14 protein-coding genes are annotated in these 18,926 nt (G+C 34.8%); 8 read left to right on the top strand and 6 right to left on the bottom strand.

What is annotated here, in order from left to right; all coding sequences use genetic code 11:
- Positions 1-285: 285 nt before the first annotated feature.
- The 3 genes from glmS to VFS71_RS18065 are packed head-to-tail and all read right to left on the bottom strand — an operon-like array spanning position 286 to position 4,595.
- Complete coding sequence (gene glmS / locus VFS71_RS18075; protein ID WP_326403019.1) at positions 286-2,133, bottom strand: glutamine--fructose-6-phosphate transaminase (isomerizing); 1,848 nt, start codon at positions 2,131-2,133, stop codon at positions 286-288.
- Between the two features lie 8 nt (positions 2,134-2,141).
- On the bottom strand, positions 2,142-3,767 hold the full coding sequence (locus tag VFS71_RS18070) for a DUF4270 domain-containing protein (RefSeq protein ID WP_326403018.1): 1,626 nt from the start codon (positions 3,765-3,767) through the stop codon (positions 2,142-2,144).
- A gap of 21 nt (positions 3,768-3,788) precedes the next feature.
- Complete coding sequence (locus VFS71_RS18065; RefSeq protein ID WP_326403017.1) at positions 3,789-4,595, bottom strand: glycogen/starch synthase; 807 nt, start codon at positions 4,593-4,595, stop codon at positions 3,789-3,791.
- A 107-nt stretch (positions 4,596-4,702) separates the two neighbouring features.
- Here VFS71_RS18065 and panC point away from each other — a divergent pair, with 107 nt between their 5' ends.
- From panC to VFS71_RS18040, 5 genes are all read left to right on the top strand, one after another.
- Entirely contained in the window at positions 4,703-5,551 is an 849-nt protein-coding gene (gene panC / locus VFS71_RS18060) for a pantoate--beta-alanine ligase (protein WP_326403016.1), read from the top strand.
- Between the two features lie 8 nt (positions 5,552-5,559).
- On the top strand, positions 5,560-5,910 hold the full coding sequence (gene panD, locus VFS71_RS18055; protein ID WP_077378752.1) for an aspartate 1-decarboxylase: 351 nt from the start codon (positions 5,560-5,562) through the stop codon (positions 5,908-5,910).
- An 89-nt stretch (positions 5,911-5,999) separates the two neighbouring features.
- Positions 6,000-7,271 carry an alpha/beta hydrolase gene (locus VFS71_RS18050; protein ID WP_326403014.1) on the top strand — a complete coding sequence of 424 codons (1,272 nt, stop codon included), beginning with the start codon at positions 6,000-6,002 and terminating at the stop codon, positions 7,269-7,271.
- A 2-nt stretch (positions 7,272-7,273) separates the two neighbouring features.
- On the top strand, positions 7,274-8,638 hold the full coding sequence (gene radA, locus VFS71_RS18045) for a DNA repair protein RadA (RefSeq protein ID WP_326403013.1): 1,365 nt from the start codon (positions 7,274-7,276) through the stop codon (positions 8,636-8,638).
- Positions 8,639-8,677: 39 nt separating this feature from the next.
- Positions 8,678-10,639 (top strand): transglycosylase domain-containing protein, encoded by a 1,962-nt coding sequence (locus tag VFS71_RS18040; RefSeq protein ID WP_326403012.1) that lies wholly within the window; start codon positions 8,678-8,680, stop codon positions 10,637-10,639.
- 28 nt (positions 10,640-10,667) lie between these two features.
- On the opposite strand, the gene VFS71_RS18035 is transcribed toward VFS71_RS18040, so the two are convergent.
- Together VFS71_RS18035 and VFS71_RS18030 are read right to left on the bottom strand one after the other, a co-directional pair.
- Positions 10,668-11,414, bottom strand: a complete 747-nt coding sequence (locus tag VFS71_RS18035) for a LytTR family DNA-binding domain-containing protein (RefSeq protein WP_326403011.1) — start codon at positions 11,412-11,414, stop codon at positions 10,668-10,670.
- A complete protein-coding gene (locus VFS71_RS18030) occupies positions 11,411-13,231 on the bottom strand; it encodes a tetratricopeptide repeat-containing sensor histidine kinase (RefSeq protein ID WP_326403010.1) in 1,821 nt (606 codons plus the stop codon). The genes VFS71_RS18035 and VFS71_RS18030 overlap by 4 nt, the downstream gene beginning before the upstream one ends.
- A gap of 404 nt (positions 13,232-13,635) precedes the next feature.
- Here VFS71_RS18030 and VFS71_RS18025 point away from each other — a divergent pair, with 404 nt between their 5' ends.
- The 3 genes from VFS71_RS18025 (at position 13,636) to VFS71_RS18015 (ending at position 18,141) form a co-directional block, all read left to right on the top strand.
- Complete coding sequence (locus VFS71_RS18025) at positions 13,636-14,796, top strand: vWA domain-containing protein (protein WP_326403009.1); 1,161 nt, start codon at positions 13,636-13,638, stop codon at positions 14,794-14,796.
- 133 nt (positions 14,797-14,929) lie between these two features.
- A complete protein-coding gene (locus tag VFS71_RS18020) occupies positions 14,930-16,585 on the top strand; it encodes a DUF4139 domain-containing protein (RefSeq protein WP_326403008.1) in 1,656 nt (551 codons plus the stop codon).
- Positions 16,586-16,773: 188 nt separating this feature from the next.
- A complete protein-coding gene (locus VFS71_RS18015; protein WP_326403007.1) occupies positions 16,774-18,141 on the top strand; it encodes a PQQ-dependent sugar dehydrogenase in 1,368 nt (455 codons plus the stop codon).
- Positions 18,142-18,236: 95 nt separating this feature from the next.
- Here VFS71_RS18015 and VFS71_RS18010 read toward each other — a convergent pair.
- Positions 18,237-18,926, bottom strand: a 690-nt coding sequence (locus VFS71_RS18010; protein WP_326403006.1) for an aldo/keto reductase, incomplete at its 5' end; no start/stop codon positions are given.

Genomic DNA, 18,926 nt, shown 5'->3' with positions numbered 1-18,926 from the left:
GTTAGTGGCGCCAAATTACACATATTTTTTAATTATCAATAAAAAATTTAAAAATACTTATTATTATTATTAACAAAACAGTTCAATATATAACAATTCAATATTTTCACATATTGCATAATTAATAATAAAATAATAGGTTATTCTCAAAATATATTATGCATACATAATAATTTAGTATTTCTATTAAATTTATCACAATATTTACAACGTTTTCGCAAAAAGTATAAAGCAAAAAAAAAGCGAGAAATAAATCTCGCTTTTTTAAAATTCTATAACAATAGGTTATTCAACAGTAACTGATTTTGCTAAATTTCGAGGCTGATCAACATTACAACCCCTCATAACAGCAATGTGATAAGATAAAAGTTGCAATGGTATTGTTGTAATCAATGGCGACAACGCATCTGATGTTTCTGGTATCTCAATAACATAATCAGCCAATTCACGAACTTGGGTATCCCCTTTTGTCACTACCGCTATAATCTTTCCACTTCTAGACTTGATTTCTTGAATGTTACTTACAATTTTATCATAATGCCCTTGTTTCGGCGCAATCACAATAACCGGCATTAACTCATCAATTAATGCAATTGGCCCGTGTTTCATTTCAGCAGCAGGATAACCTTCAGCATGTATATATGAAATTTCTTTTAGTTTTAAAGCTCCTTCAAGTGCAACCGGGAAGTTATATCCACGACCTAAATACAAACAATTTGGCGCATCTTTAAACACAGCCGCAATTTCCTTAGATTTATCATTAGTTTCTAACGCTTCTTTAACTCTTTCAGGAATGATTTCCAATTCTTGCAAATACATATGAAAATCAGACTTAGATAAAGTTCCTTTGGCTTGAGCCAAACGAAGCGCAATCATTGTCAACACCGTAATTTGAGTAGTAAATGCTTTTGTAGAAGCTACACCAATCTCAGGTCCTGCGTGTGTATAAGCTCCAGCATGTGATTCTCTTGAAATAGATGAACCAACTACATTACACACCCCAAAAACAAATGCACCGTGTTCTTTCGCTAATTTTATAGCCGCCATGGTATCGGCAGTTTCTCCTGATTGCGAAATAGCAATTACAACATCTTTACTGTTTATAATAGGATTTCTGTATCTAAATTCAGATGCATATTCAACTTCCACAGGAATTCTAGCAAACTCTTCAATGACATACTCAGCCACCAAACCAGCATGCCAAGATGTACCACAAGCAACAATTATAATACGGTCTGCATTCAAAAATTTCTCAAGGTTGTCTTCAACACCAGCCATCTGAATAATCCCTTCATTAGCATGTAATCTTCCTCGGTAAGTATCTTTAATTACACTTGGTTGCTCGTAGATTTCTTTTAACATAAAATGATCATAGCCTCCTTTTTCAATTTGCTCCAAATTCATCTGAAGCTCTTGAATATATGGATCAACGATAGAATCGTCTTTAATTTTACGAATTTTCATAGCTCTATGCAACCTGATATTAGCCATTTCTCCATCTTCAAGATATATCGCATTTGAAGTATACTCAATAAATGGCGAAGCATCTGAAGCTATAAAATATTCTCCTTCACCAATTCCAATTGCCAACGGACTCCCTAATCTTGCCGCAACAATTTCATTTGGATTCTTTTTATCAAAGACAGCAATAGCATAAGCACCTACAACTTGATTTAATGCTACTTGAACTGCTTTACCTAATTTTAATTTTTCTTTTTTCTGTACTTCTTCAATAAGATTTATTAAAACCTCAGAATCCGTATCCGACATAAAAGTATACCCTCTCTTTATCAACTCCACTTTTAAAGGGGCATAATTCTCAATGATTCCATTATGAATAATCACCAAATCACCTGAATTAGAAACATGAGGATGTGAATTAACATCATTTGGCACACCATGAGTAGCCCAACGCGTATGCCCAATCCCTATCGATCCATTCAGAGTCATTTCCTTTTGAGCTTTCGCTTCTAGATCTGAGACTTTACCTTTTGTTTTAGATAATTTTACGTTCTCACCATCGTACAACATTACTCCGGCACTATCATACCCACGATATTCTAACCTTTTTAGTCCCTTTATAACTATAGGATAAGCTTCTCTATAACCAATATATCCAACAATTCCACACATAGTTTTTCTTAATTAGGTTTTGTATAATAAATTTCGAATTTCAATCTTTTGTTATAATTTTTATCATCAGTAGCAATGTTATTACCAAAGACGATAGCCCCTAGTGGATTCATAACAGAAGCCATTGGTGCTTTTAGAGGAATACCTGTTTTGTTCCTTAAAGCATAAAAACTGAATTTATTGATATCTTCAGTAACAACCAACCCCAAGTCTACATTTGTAGAATCGGCATACTTAACAAGATTTCTAATATGATTGGTAATCCTAAATTTATAATAAGAACCGCCTTCTAAATCAGATTTCTTGGTAAGAATACCTCCAAAAATATATTTATTATTTTTAGTATTAGAAGCAACAACAGTAGATTCTCTATAATCAATCAATACTTGATTATTTTTAAAATCATACAAATAAATTCTTTGTGGCACATAACTTGCACCCATAGCTTCAGAATTCAAATGAAATATTAAATCAGCTTCATTAATAAGGTACTTATTTTTTCGCATAACATCCAATTGGTCTGCAACTCCATTTGGAGCACCGCTTACGCCATCTACACCATATTTATCTTCACCAAATAATTTTAAGATAGATAATGAACCCTCACCCCCTTTAAGATACAAATTAGGATCTCCTTTATCACTGTTGCTATTAGCAGGATTTGTAGCATTGGTATAGTTTATATTTGCATTACTTTGATCCAACAAACTAACAGTATTACCAGACAAATTCAATACCAATGTCTTCTCAGTAGTTACTGAATTTATAGTCTCTGAATAGGTTATTGTTATCTTTCCAGACTTAAAATTAAGCATAGCCATGTTTCCAGGATTACCTCCTACGGTTTCAATGTTGAAAAACAAACCTCTAAAGTAATTTTTAAACGCATTATTATCAATCAAAGGCCCGGCTGGTGCTTTAATAATTTTATTCAAAAAGAAATCTTTGTTCAAATTTAATTCCATTCCCGGAGCCGTTCTAGTTGTAACTTCAGTACCACTGGAATTTGTCGTCTTTACAACATGCTCTGCCGGGTCAAAAAAGAATTCTGAATTTTCAGCTTTATTTGAACCATCATTTAAAGGTGCACCAATTTTTAACTGATTAAAATCTGAATATTGATTGTTATAATATTTTTGGGGCTGAGAGAATTGATCCTCAGGATCTAAATCTCTCATAAAATAACCAGACTCATAAACACTAAGTTTCATTTTTGCCTTTTCCGGACCATAAATGGAATCTAAAACGTAAGTACTACTACCATCATCCGTATTTACAACAGTCTTAGTTTTATCATAAAAATAAGGTATAGTCAACACTACTTTTTTTATAGTAGCTGAAGCGTCAAAAGCAGGATCTATAGTAGCTAGAGCCACTTGAGTAACAAAATTTGCATTAGTTGTACCAAAAGAAGGATTGTTGTATATCCCTAAAGGATTAACGTCCAAATTATTAGATTGAATTGGCCCTAATTTTTGATTATATGCTACAACAGGATACTCACTCTTTTGTATATCAAAAGAATTATCGCCTATAATATCTTCACCAACAACATTAAATTCTTTATCACAGGAATTAAAAAGAACAATAAATAAAAGGAAAGGAATTGTTTTAAAAAAAGAATTTTTAAGCATATTTATTCGTAAAAGATTGATTTATAACAACATATTTTCATAGAATTCGGTATAAGCTACCGAAAATTCGTCTTTATTTTTCAAAGGTAAAAAAGGTTTGTTGGAAGATTCTATAAATTTTGTTAAACTTGGAGAGAGTCCATCTGATGCAATAATTACAGCATCAGAATTACGAACAGTAGTTTTTATAATATTTTCATAATTTGGCACTTCCAATTCTGAAATTGCTTCATCTGGAATACCGTCAAATCTAACTTTATTAATCATTTCAACATCCAATGTCCCATCAAAAGACTGGCTGTAAACTGAGGTAACAATCTTAGTATCTGAAAATAATGCTTCGTTTTTATAAAAATGTTTCATATAAACTGGCAACATAGCCGCCATCCAACCGTGTACGTGAATAATATCTGGCACCCAATTTAATTTCTTTACAGTCTCTACAACTCCTTTGGCAAAAAAAATAGCACGTTCATCATTATCTGGATACATCACCCCTTCTTCATCGGCAAAAGTCGCTTTTCTTTTAAAATATTCTTCGTTGTCGATAAAATAAACTTGTATTCTTTCTTTCGGAATAGAAGCTACCTTAATAATAAGAGGCATATCCAAATCATTCACCACCAAATTCATTCCAGACAACCGAATCACTTCATGCAATTGATGTCTTCTCTCGTTAATATTTCCATACCTTGGCATAAAAATTCTAATTTGCCCTCCTTGATCATTAATCATTTTTGGTACGTCATAAGACATTAATGAAACCTCATTTTCAGCGAGATAAGGCACAACTTCAGATGATACGTATAATATCCTCTTATCTTTCATAGTATAAATTGATTAATTATTGGCAATAAAAACCACGCAAAATTACAAAATTTTATGCAGTTATGGACTAAAATATTAAGTTTGCACCTAATTTAAACAAAACTGCCATGCAAATTTTCTATGGAAAAGCGGCTTTAATGGACTATCTATCCTCCTTAAAGACTACAAATTCTTCAATTGGATTTGTTCCGACAATGGGTGCTTTACATGAGGGACATCAGTCGTTAATGCTTCAATCTACTAAGGAAAATGATATTACTGTTGTTAGTATTTTTGTAAATCCAACTCAATTTAACAATCCGGAAGACTTGGCAAAATATCCTCGTACTTTGGATGCTGACATAGTAAAAATCTCTAACATCAATCCAAACATTATCGTTTTTGCCCCAACTGTTGAAGATATGTATGAAGGAAAAACCTTATCGCAATCTTTCGATTTTGACGGATTGGAAAATAAAATGGAAGGAAAGTTTAGACCGGGGCATTTTGACGGTGTGGGAACTATCGTAAAACGTCTTTTTGAAATCGTAAAACCAACTAGAGCCTATTTTGGTGAAAAGGATTTTCAGCAGGTACAAATAGTCAAAAAGATGGTTGAAAAAAACCACTTACAAGTGGCTATTATTGTTTGCCCTATTTATAGAGAAATCAACAACTTAGCTATGAGTTCTCGAAATGAACGCTTAACTTTGCACGAAAGAGAAGAAGCTGGAATTATCTATAAAATACTAAACGGGGCAAAAGCAAAATTCTCTAATAATAGTGCTGAAAAAACTACCCAATGGGTTAAAAATGAATTCGAAAAAAACAAAACATTTACTTTAGAATACTTTGAAATTGCAGATGAAGCAACACTTACCACATGCAAAAGAAAAAGTAAAAACAAAAAATATCGAGCATTCATAGCGGTATTTGTCAATAACATCCGATTAATCGATACCATTTCATTAAATTAAAAAATACCATGCACATTCAAGTTGTTAAATCAAAAATTCACCGAGTAAGAGTCACAGGAGCCGACTTAAATTACATCGGAAGTATCACTATAGACGAAGCATTATTAGAAGCGGCAAACATAATAGAAGGCGAAAAAGTATCCATTGTCAACATAAATAATGGAGAACGTTTTGATACTTATGCCATTGTTGGTGAAAAAAATTCTGGGATAATTACCTTAAATGGCCCTGCTGCCCGTAAAGTACAAAAAGACGATATTATCATCATCATTTCATATGCAACACTAGAATTTGAAGAAGCCAAAACGTTTAAACCCTGGATTGTTTTTCCAAACGAAAAGGACAATTCATTGACATAACCGTTTATCCATTTCTCCTTTGTCAATACATTAAATAATTGTTTATATTGCTAACTATTTTTATCATAAAATAACCAACCTCTTATCATATGAAACGTTTATTTGTAGTATTACTGGCCATTTTTTCTATTTCTTGTTTCTCACAAATAAAAACCATCAATTTTGACTCTGGAAAACTTCAAGGAAAAAGACAACTTTATGTTTCTTTACCGGCTTCTTATGAAAAAAATCCGACAAAAAGATATCCACTGTTAATTTTAATGGACGGTGATTATTTGCTAAATCCCTTTTTGGGAACTTTAATCTATGGAGCTCATTGGGATGATTTACCCGAAGTAATTATTGTAGGAATAAGTCAAGGCCAAAACAACCAAAGGGCAATTGATTGTGGCTTAGACGAAGTAACAGGAATGCCTGATGGCAAAAGTGTAGATTTCTTTGATTTTATATCTCTGGAACTTATTCCCTTTATACAACAGGACTATAGAACTACCAATTTCAAAATCATTGCGGGACATGATATAACAGCTGCTTTTTCAAATTTCTTTTTATATAAGGACAACTCACTATTTAATGCTTATATCTGTTTAAGCCCCGAATTGCCAGTAAATATGGAAAATGAATTACCTGATTTATTAGCCTCTACCAAACAGCCTGTTTTTTATTATCTATCTACAGCCGATGGAGATGATAAAAAAATGCAAGAAAGAATCAAAACCTTTGATTCAAAAACCCAAGCCATTAAGAATCCAAATTTAAATTACAGATTCGAAAATTTTAATGATGCCTCCCATTTCTCTCTGGTTTTGCATTCTATCCCAACAGCATTATATCAAATTTTTGCTGCAGCGCAACCTATTTCAGTCCTAGAGTACAACACCAAAATAGTGACTCTCAAAGAAGGCTATGTTGATTACTTGAAAAATAAGTATGATATAATTGAAAATTCCTTTGGAATAAAAAGCCCTATTCGAATCACTGATTTCAAAGCTATAGAAGCAGCTATCATTGAAAATAAAGATTATAATGAGTTGGATGCTTTGGCGATTCTTGCCGATAAAAACTACCCGAAAAGCATGTTGGGAGATTACGAATTGGCAACTATGTTTGAAAAAAAAGGAGATAATCCTAGAGCTGTTCGTTATTATATGTCAGGATTCAACAAAGAAGAAATTGCAGACCTAACAAAAGATATGATGTTTGCCAAAGCCGAAGAATTGAAAAAAACCTTTGCTAAAAAACCAAAAATAAAAGGAAAAGTAGGCCAAGATGTTGAAGCAAAACAAGAAGTAATTGAAGAGACTCCTGCATCTGACATTCCTGTTTCAGACACTCCTGTTTCAGAAGAAAAAAAGCAATAACAATGGCCATCAAAGTAAAAACAACTTTTTTTTGCCAGAATTGCGGTGCCCAATATTCCAAATGGCAGGGTCAGTGCAATTCCTGTAAAGAATGGAATACTATTGCAGAAGAAATTATACAAAAGCAGGAAAAAGTTGCTTGGAAAAGTGAATCATCTACAACCAGTAAAGCGCCAAAACCGTTACGAATCAATGAAATTGACAGTACCGAAGAAATCCGCCTCGACACTACCGATAACGAACTGAATAGAGTCTTGGGTGGCGGAATCGTTCCTGGCTCTCTAATCCTTTTAGGTGGTGAACCCGGAATTGGTAAGAGTACGCTTTTATTGCAAATTTCTTTAAAACTGCCTTACAAAACTTTATACGTTTCTGGTGAGGAAAGCCAAAAGCAAATCAAGATGCGTGCAGAACGTATTACTCCAAATGGTGACAACTGCTTTATTCTTACCGAAACCAAAACCCAGAATATCTTCAAACAAATTGAAGCCATTCAGCCTGAAATTGTCATAATCGATTCGATTCAGACATTACATACTGATTACATTGAATCAACCGCAGGAAGTATTTCTCAAATACGAGAAACCACCGCCGAATTAATCAAATTTGCCAAAGAAACCAATATTCCAGTAATTTTAATTGGACATATTACCAAAGACGGAACCATAGCAGGTCCAAAAATTCTGGAACACATGGTTGATACCGTGCTTCAATTTGAAGGTGATCGCAATCACGTCTATCGTATTTTGCGATCGTTAAAAAACCGTTTTGGATCAACTGCCGAAATTGGAATTTACGAAATGCTAGGCAGCGGATTGCGAGAAGTATCCAATCCATCCGAGATATTAATTTCACACAAAGACGAAGAATTATCAGGAACAGCCATTGCCACTACGCTTGAAGGAATGCGCCCCTTGATGATCGAAATACAATCCTTGGTAAGTACTGCGGTTTATGGAACTCCACAACGAAGTACAACGGGTTACAATGCCAAAAGACTGAATATGATTTTGGCTGTCTTAGAAAAAAGAGCTGGTTTTAGGCTTGGCGCCAAAGACGTTTTCTTAAATGTAACAGGTGGAATTTCGGTGGATGATCCAGCTATCGATTTGGCTGTAGTCGCCGCAATTTTATCATCAAATGAAGACATCCCAGTCAACAAAGATTTTTGTTTTGCAGGGGAAGTTGGGCTTTCGGGTGAAATTCGTCCCGTAAACCGAGTGGATCAACGCATCCAAGAAGCTGAAAAATTGGGATTTTCGACTATTTTTGTATCCAAATACAATAAAATAGCCTTAAAGAACACAGGTATAAAAATTCAATTAGTAGCCAAAATCGAAGATGTGGCTAGCCAGTTATTCGGGTAAAACATTATTTTAAAAAAGACTTCTTTTCCTTTTACATATATGAAAACTAACAAACAAAAGTTACTACTTGCTTCCAAAATACTTGGGATAGTTATTGCTGTACTCTTAATTGGTTTTCTTGTATTTAGAGACGAGCTTTTGGATCAGGCCATCGACAAGGCTTCTGCAACAATGAAACTCGAATACAACAGTGAGTTTGCAATCAAAAAAGCTTCCTTTGATGGTATTTCGGGAATAGAATTAAAAGAAATCTCGCTTGCTCCCCACAACTTAGATACGATTTTTAAAATTGAGCGAATAAAGACAAGCGTTAATTTATGGAAATTACTTATTGGCGACGTCCAACTCGGAACCCTTGAAATAAAAAATGGCTATGTTCAATTAACCAAAAAAGGGAATGTCAAAAACTTTGGTGCTTTCTTGAAAAGAGACAAAAACGAACCAAAGACCAACAATAAAAGAGATTATGCTGAATTTGCCTATCGCATTATCTCCAAAATCCTCAATTTAGTTCCAACTGATATGACTTTGGAAAATTTAGTATTTAAACTCAATGACAACGGTAAAAAGGCAACTGTAAACTTCAAAAAACTGACTTTATATCAAACCAAATTAGAATCATCCATTGAGGTTCAAACCAATACTTTTGCACAACGATGGAGAATTAATGGATTAGCTGACCCAAGGAATAAAAAGGGAGACCTGCGTTTTTTCAATATTGACACTGGCGCTATCAAAGTGCCTTATTTTGACGAACGCTACAACCTAAAAGCTAGTTTTGACTCCATTCGTTTTAATGTTCAAAATATTGATATGAGTCACGGTGAATTGCACTTTGACGGTTACAGTTCGATAACCAATTTAAAAGTGAACCATAAACGAATTGCCAACAAAGATGTAAACATCAAAAAAGCCAGATTTGATTTCCGCTTCCTATTGGGTTCTGATTTTATTTCAATAGACAGCAGTTCAACTTTCCAGTTCAATAAAATAAAAATACACCCTTACCTTTCTTATAACACGGAAGAAGATACCGTTTATAGGCTAAAAATCACCACTCCAAAAATGAAGACACAAGATTTCATCACTTCTCTTCCTGATGGATTGTTCACCCATTTTCAAGGTATGGAAGCCACCGGTGATTTTGATTATAAATTAGATTTCATGTTCAACAAAAACAAGCCGAACATCATTGTTTTTAAGAGTAATGTAAACAAACAAAATGTAAACATAACCAAATACGGAAATATAGACCTCGCCAAATTAAACGGAGAGTTTACTTATCGCGCCATCGATAAAGGTGTGCTACAACGCCCAGTATTTGTAGGCTCAAGCAATCCATATTACACACCTTTGGATCAAATCTCACCGTATTTGCAAAAATGTGTTTTAACCTCCGAAGACCCTTCTTTTATGTCGCATCGTGGCTTTATCAACGAAGCCTTCAAACAATCCATCCTTAAAAACATTCGCACCAAAAAATTCTCTCGTGGAGCAAGTACGATAAGCATGCAATTGGTTAAAAACGTATTCCTTACCCGAGAAAAAACCTTGTCAAGAAAACTGGAAGAAATTCTGTTGGTATATATCATAGAAAACAACCGAATCACAAGCAAACAACGTATGCTTGAGGTTTATTTCAACATTATCGAATGGGGGCCAAACATATATGGAATTGGTGAAGCCGCCGAATTTTATTTCCAGAAAAAACCAGCTGATTTGAATGTACAAGAGTGTCTATTCCTAGCTACGATAATCCCAAAACCAAAGAAATTCATGTGGCAATTTGACCAGGAAGGTTTGCAAAAAGCCTATGCAACCAAGCAGCAGGCATTCTTGAGAAATCTGATGTTCCGTCGTGGTTTATTGGTTCCCGAAGATACTATTGGTTTGTCTTCTCCAATAACACTTACTGGACGTGCTCATTCATTATTGAACATCAAAGTAAAAGACACAACCGTAATCGATTCAACGGAAGTAAAAGAGGAGTTTGATTTTTAAACTGTTTTTTGACAAAGCTCTTTTTAAACTACTTAAAATTCTTCAAGAAATCCTCTTTATACGTTGGGGAAACCTCAATTTCAGTGGCATCGTTTAGGGTAATAATTCCGCCTTTATTATACGATTTCACACAATTCAAATTGATAATATGGGATTTGTGAACTCTGATAAAAGGCAAAGGCAAGATTTCGGAGAAATGCTTTAAAAAACGACATGCCATTTTCTTGTTCCCGTTATGGAGATACAAATCGGTGAAATTACCGTTTCCTCGAAGACGAACAATTTCTTCCATTTTTACGACTTCAAAACCTTCCAATGTTGGCAAAATTACCTGTTGCTTTTCGGGTTTGGGTTCCTGAAAATTTTCAACGATTATTTTGTTTCTATTAAAAATCTCGTGATTGAGGATTTGATGATGTACTTTGTTTACCGCCACGATTAATTCTTCAATGCTAATGGGTTTCAGCAAATAATAGGCTGCACTTTGATTCAAGGCTTTTAAAGAATATTCCGAAAAAGCGGTTACAAAAATAGTCTCAAAATGCAAATCTTTGCAAGCTTCGAGAACATCAAAAGCATTTCCAAAAGGCATTTCCACATCCAAAAAAACCAACTGTGGCTGCAAATCGTGCAAAAGCGGAACGGCTTCCTTAATGTTTTGGGCTTCGCCAATAACCTCAACTTGCGGGCAATATTTACTCAAATAATTCTTGAGCACCTCTCGTGCCGCCAATTCATCTTCGACGATAACGCTTTTTATCTTTTGAAAATTCATCCTATTTTATCAATTAATGGAAAAACAATTTCGACTGTAGTTCCCGTTTCCGGAAAGGCTTTCTCAGCAATTTGAAAAATAATATTCTTTTTGTACAATTCATTAAGCAAACTAATGCGCTCTTTGGTATTACTCATTCCCCTTGATTCATGCGCTTTTTGATTGCTCGTTTTCAACTCCTGGCTTTTGGTCAGACCAATGCCGTTATCATCAATGCGAATAGCCACTTTCCCATTCGTTAACTGAACTTGCAATTGCAGTAATCCTTTAGTGTCCAAATACCGCAATCCGTGCCAAATAGCATTTTCCAAATGAGGCTGAATAATCATATTGGGAACCATCACCCTTTCAGTGTCCAATTCAGGGTCAACACTGATTTTAAAATCAAATTTATCCAGAAAACGCAAATGTTCCAATTCCAAATATTTTTTCAATTGCTCCAATTCGTTGTCCAATGTGATGAAATCCTTGTTGGAATTCTCCATCGTATTTCGCATCAAATTAGAATAGGAAGTCAAGTATTTATTGGCTTCGCGTTCCTTGTTTTCGGCTATAAACTGATTAACACTATTGAGACTGTTGAAAATAAAATGCGGATTCATTTCGCGTCGCAACGACTGCAATGCGATTTCTTTGTTTTTGGTTTTAATGGAAAAAAGCGTTTTTACAATCCACAAAAACAACAATAAAAGCAAACCTATCGAACCCAAAAGAAAATAATTGAAAGTGTTTTTCTTAGTGATTAGCTCATCTTTCAATGATTTCTCTTTTTCTAATTGGCGAATTTTATCTTCACTGACTTGAAATGTTTTAGCATCAATCAAAGTCGTATCGGATTGCACCAATTGGTCAAAATTTTGAAGAAATTGGTCGTACAAAGCCAAACTTTCTTTGTTATTCCCTTTTCCATTGTAATACTGAGTTAAGGAAACCAAACTCTTTTTGGCTTCTGCAGAATTTCCTTTTTGCAGTGCCAAAGCAAAGGCTTCTTTCAGAGCTGTAATGGCTTTTTTGGGTTCTTCTTTTTTGAAATAAAGAGTCGATAATGATTGTAATTGCTTAATCTGAGTAGTAAAATCCTGCTTGGTTTTGGCTTCTGCCAAAAGCTTTTCGTTGATTCCAATCGCTTTATCAAACTGATTGTCCGAAGCGTAAACCTTGGCAATTTCGTTATTGATTTTGATGATCGTTGCCGGTTTTCCTTTTGCGTAAGCGAGTGCTTGATTGTAACTTTCTATAGCAACTTCCTTATTTTTTTGCTTTAGGGAATTTTCTGCTTTTTGGACATAGGCCGCCGAAACTTCCTCTAATTTATTTTCCTTTTTGAGCAACTCTATATTCGAATTTACATAGCCTTCTTGAGCAACAGGACTTGCTACAGAACGCAAGCTATTGGCATCATTTGCATTAATTTTTTCAAGGCTTTTATCTTCCGATATTTCACCCGCCACTTCGTAAGTCTTAATTGCCGATTTATAATCCTTCTGTGATTCTTGCACTTTGGCAAGGCTTCTCGTTACGCGAGTTACGTCATCCGCCAACTTTAATTTAGTGTAACTCGTGATGGCTTTTTTAAAGTATTCTTCAGCTTTGGCATAATCCCCTTTATTCTGAAATTCATTGGCCAGTCGTTCATAATTTTGAGCAATTTGAGCTTCGTCATTTACCTCCAAAGATTTCTTTAAATCCTTAGTCACCTTACTCATCTTCATAGCAGGCATCGATTTGCTTTTGGATAAAGAATCCTGTGCCATTGTCCCAAAAGGAAACAACAAAGTTGCGAAAAGGAAGAAAAAATATGTAGTTAGTAAACGCATTTTTTGTTTTTAAGTTTCTGAGTTGCTAAGATTCTAAGTTACTAAGCTCATTTTGATTATTGTTTTTTTGAAGCAGAAAGATTAGCCTTTTTTATCAGCATTAGTCCCGCTATCCGCTTCAATCTTGTGGCCCAAACCCCGGGCCACAAGGATTTTCGCTTCTATCGGGGCTAAAAGACAATATTCTGTTTTTTAAAGTTTCTAAGACTCTAAGTTACTTAGAATCTAAGCTTCTTAGAAACTTAGTCACTTTCAAAAAAAATCCACTCTGTAAAGTAAAGTATTTTAAACTCCTTTTACAACACGTTTCACCAAGTGAAAAGGCAGTTTCACCATTTGTCCAAAAAAGGAGTTTTTTAAGTTTCTAAGTTTGATCTGTAATCAACCTTTAAAAACGAAAAATCATGAAATCGACTCTATTTATCTCAGCACTTTTGGCAACTACAATCTCTTTCGCGAGCTGTAATTCTTCTAATGCAAAACCGATAAAAAACATTGGAACAGAAAAACCAAAAACATCAGAAAACAACAAAATTCAAGTCGCTCTTTTATTGGACACTTCCAACAGTATGGACGGATTAATCGATCAAGCCAAATCTAGGCTTTGGAATATTGTAAACACGCTGACCACGCTCAAATATTCAGGCAAAACTCCCGATATCGAAATTGCTTTGTATGAATACGGCAACGATGGATTAGCGCAACAATCCAATTATATTAGACAAGTAACTCCACTTACCACCGACTTGGACTTGATTTCCGAAAAATTATTTGCCTTAAGAACTAATGGTGGTAATGAATATTGTGGGGCGGTAATTCAAGATGCAACCAAGAAATTGCAATGGGGAAAAGAAAACAGCAATATGAAACTCATCTACATTGCAGGAAACGAAGCTTTCAACCAAGGCGGAATAAACTACAAAGAAGCCATAAGCGATGCGATGAAAAACGACATTTATGTGAACACTATCTTTTGCGGAAGCAGTATGGAAGGAATTAATACCTTTTGGAAAGACGGCGCCGATTATGGAAAAGGGAAATACTTCAATATTGACTCCAACTTATCAGTACAATACGTTTCAACGCCTTATGACGATCAAATATCCAAATGTAATGTAATGATAAACAACACTTATATTGGTTATGGATCGAAAGGTTCTTCCAAAAAAATGAACCAAGAAGCGCAAGACAAAAATGCACAAAAAGTTTCATCTGCCAATTATGCCGAGCGAGCGGTAAGCAAATCCAAAGCGGTATATAAAAATGAAAGTTGGGATCTTGTTGACAGAGTGAAGGAAGATCCTAAAGCCATTGCAAAAATTAAAAAAGAGGAATTGCCCTCTGAACTTCAAAACAAATCGGAAGCCGAAGTAGAAATGATCGTTACCAAAAAAGCCAAAGAAAGAGAAACCATTCAGAAAGAAATTGGCGATTTAGCCAAAAAACGCCAACAATATATCGATGCCGAAGCCAAAAAAACAAAATCGCAAGACGACTTGGGGAATGCCATAAACACATCTATAGTGTCTTTGGCAAAAGCAAAAGGCTACACGGTGGAACGATAAAAAAATATTTCATCCCATAAGACATATAAGTTCACTTAAACTGGAGGCTTTAAAATTTACTTATATGTCTTATATGGTTTAAAAAAATACGTTATTTGTAATGCTTATCATATAAAAATTGAAAAACCTGATTATGTTTAAAAAAACGATACTATCCGCCTTTTTATTAGCTACAGCCTTTACTTTCGGGCAAAAACCAATTTTCACTGCTGCCAAAGTAAAAGCAGCAACAGTGTATTTTAATGCTGCCGAAATTTCGCAAACCACCTCTCTAAATTTACCGTTGGGTACAAGTGAAATTGTGATTAAGAATGTCGCAGTTGACCTAAATGAAAATTCAGTTCAAATAGGTGCGCCCGCAACGTTAACGGTTCTTTCAGTACAGTTTACCAATGATTATGTTTCGGAATATGAAATAGATCTTAAATCTCCCGCTTTGAAAAAAGTGAAAGATAGCATCGTTTTGGTACAAAAAGAAATTCTAAAAGTCGGAAATTCTAAAAATGCTGAGATCAAAACACTAGCACTTTTAGATAAAAACCAACAAGTCTCAGGAGTAAATTCGGGTTTGAATGTGGTGGAATTAATGAAAATGGTTGACTATTACAAAGCCAAACAAACCGAAACAGCAAATACCATAAACACCTTGACGGAAAAAGAGCAAAAGTTGAATGAGACTCTTCAAAAACTGAACAACAAACTTGAAGTAGATACAAGCAAAGAAGAGAAAACCTCATCCGGAAAACTGATTGTTCAAGTGATGAATAATTTGGCTGGGGCCGTTCCTTTGGACATTACTTATTTGTCAAATAATGCTTCGTGGACTCCTTTCTACGATTTACGTACTGAAAGCGTAACTGCGCCAATCAACATGATGTACAAAGCGCAGGTCATTCAAAACACTGGAATCGATTGGAAAAAAGTAAAACTTACTTTGTCCAGCGGTATCCCCAATCAAAACAATCAAGCGCCTTTGTTAAGTTCTTGGTTCTTAAACTATAGAACAAATGAAAGGTTACAAGAAGTAGTTGTGATGGGTTATGGCACTAAGAAAAAGGGAGTTACAAATCAATTACAGGGAAGAGTTGCAGGTGTTCAAATTACTAAGGAAGAAATGAATGCACAACCAATCATGATGGCAGAATCTTCTGTTTCTGATTACACAACAGTATCCGAAAACCAACTGAACGTCTCTTTTGACATTGACATTCCATATGATATTTTATCAAATGGAAAAGTGCACAGCGTATCATTAAAAGAAATTAAACTGCCTGCCACTTATAAATATTATGCGGTGCCAAAAGCAGAAAAAGATGCTTTTTTACTGGCTCAAATTGCTGATTACAGCAAATACAACTTGTTGAGAGGCGAAGCCAATATCATTTTTGAAGGCATGTACGTAGGCAAAACTTTTATAGAGCCAAGCCAGACCAGTGACACTTTGAGCTTGAGTATGGGCCGAGATAAAAAAGTGACCATCAAACGAGAGAAAGTAGTGGATCAATCGGGTACCAAGTTTTTGTCTTCCAAAAAAGAGCAAACTTTTACTTTTGATATCTCCATTAGAAACAACAAAAAAGAAGCAATTGACATGTTGCTAAAAGACCAATACCCATTGAGTTCGAATAAAGACATTGAAGTTGAATTGTTACAAAGCGACAATGCTAAAGTAAATCTGGAAACAGGAATTCTAACTTGGCAATTGCAAATGAAACCGAACGAAACCAAGAAAATTAGGATTAGTTACAAAGTACGGTATCCCAAGGATCAAGTTATAGAGAATTTGTAAACCATATTCTTAACGCAAGAAAATAGATAAATTTAAAGAAGGGTTCGCTTTTTAATTAAAGCTGAATCCTTTTTTATAAAAAACTAAATGGATGTGAAACCAATTTATACATTTAATAAACAAGATATTACACGCATATAAAATTATTTTTATTTGTAAATTTACATTTACTTTAAAACCGATTGATTATGAAAATAATGACTTTATTATTCTCGTTATATTCTTTTAGTTATTCCTATTCACAAACTATCGGACTACAATCTTTTGCAACAGGCTTTACAAGACCGTTAGAAATTGTAAATGCCGGTGACAGCCGATTATTTATTGTCGAACAAGGCGGCATTATAAAAATATTAAACCCTGACGGGACAACAAATTCAAATCCTTTTCTCAACATTACGGGTCAAGTAAGTACCGGTAATGAACAAGGTTTGTTGGGTTTGGCTTTTCACCCCAATTATGCTTCTAATGGTTTCTTTTATACCAACCACACTAACCTATCTGGAAGCACGGTAATAACAAGATATTCTGCAAATAGTGCAAATCCAAATCTTGCCAATGCTTCGAGTGGAACTGTACTATTAACCATTGCGCAACCTTATGCAAACCATAATGGAGGATCTTTAAAATTTGGACCCGATGGCTATCTGTATATTGGCATGGGCGATGGAGGTAGCGGTGGAGACCCAGAAAACAGAGCACAAAACACCAATGAATTATTGGGAAAAATGCTTCGGATAGATGTAAACTCTGGAACTCCATACAGTATTCCTGCCGATAATCCATATGTAGGAATTGCAGGCGCGGATGAAATTTGGGCAATTGGTCTTCGGAATCCCTGGAAATTTTCTTTTGATAAAAATCTAGGTAATTTGTGGATTGCCGATGTAGGTCAAGACAATATTGAAGAAATCAACATTGCAGCAGCTACTCAAGCAGGGTTAAACTATGGCTGGCGTTGTTATGAAGGCAATACTGCTTACAACACTTTGGGTTGCCCCTCACAAACGTCCATGAAATTTCCATTAAAAACAATAAACCATTCTACGGGTGTTTGTTCCGTTACTGGCGGATATGTGTATAACGGAACTATCTATCCCAACTTCAAGGGATTGTATTTCTTTACTGATTATTGCAAACCACAAATTGGAATGATGACTTCCAGTGGCACCCTCACTTATTCTAAAGAATTTTCAGGAAATAATTTTTCAACTTTTGGGGAAGATGTAAATGGAGAACTTTATGTTGCTGATATCACTAACGGTACTATTTTCAAAGTTATTGACACTTCACTTGGCATCAATACTTTCGATCAAACACAATTTGCAATTTATCCCAACCCTGCTAAATCAGAAATTGTCATCCAAAAATCAAACAACCATTACCCTACAGAAGTCACACTTTTTGACATGGAAGGCAAAATGTTATTGAAGAAAAAAACGGAAAATAAAGACGTAAACATTGTCAAAATGGATAATTTTTCCAAAGGTTTTTATATAGTAACCGTCAAAAATGAACAGGGACATGTTTCGACCTATAGACTAATTATAGAATAGCTTAAACAAAAGTCGTAACAGGCATTATTTTAATTTAAAAAACCCTGTCAAATTTACACTTTGACAGGGTTTCAATTTATAATATATTTTGAATATTAAGGTGCCGGATCAGGAATAATGGCCTGAACAGCATCAATTTCTTTCAAAATTTCATCCGAAAGTACAACATCAATGGTATCAATATTTTCTTTTAGCTGTTCCATTGTAGTGGCTCCAATAATAGAACTCGTCATAAAAGGTTGCTGCTGTACAAAAGCCAGTGCCAGTTGAGTCAATGTCAATCCGTGTTTGTGGGCCACCTCCTGATATAATCTTGTTGCCTCGGTAGATTTTGCACTACTGTATCGTGAATATTGTGGAAATAAACTCAATCTTGCATTGGGATGAGACTCACCTGTTAGGAACTTTCCAGATAAAACACCAAAAGCTAAAGGTGAATACGCCAATAATCCCACATTCTCCCGAAGACAAACTTCGGCAGAAGCATTTTCGAAAAGACGATTCAATAACGAATATGGATTTTGAATGGTTTTGATCCTTGGCAAATTATTGTATTTGCTTTCTTCCAGAAAACGCATCATTCCCCAAGGGTTTTCATTTGAAACTCCAATATGCTTGATTTTTCCAGCTTTAACAAAACCATCCAACGCTTCGAGAACCTCGTGAATATTGTCTTCCCAAGCATCATCTTGAACTTTGTAACCACGTTGTCCAAAAAAATTGGTTTTGCGTTCTGGCCAATGCATTTGATAGAGATCCAAATAATCTGTTTGAAGACGTTGTAA

The organism is Flavobacterium sp. (genome assembly GCF_035760125.1).
Classification (GTDB): domain Bacteria; phylum Bacteroidota; class Bacteroidia; order Flavobacteriales; family Flavobacteriaceae; genus Flavobacterium.
This window is presented reverse-complemented; position numbering and strand designations above follow the sequence as displayed.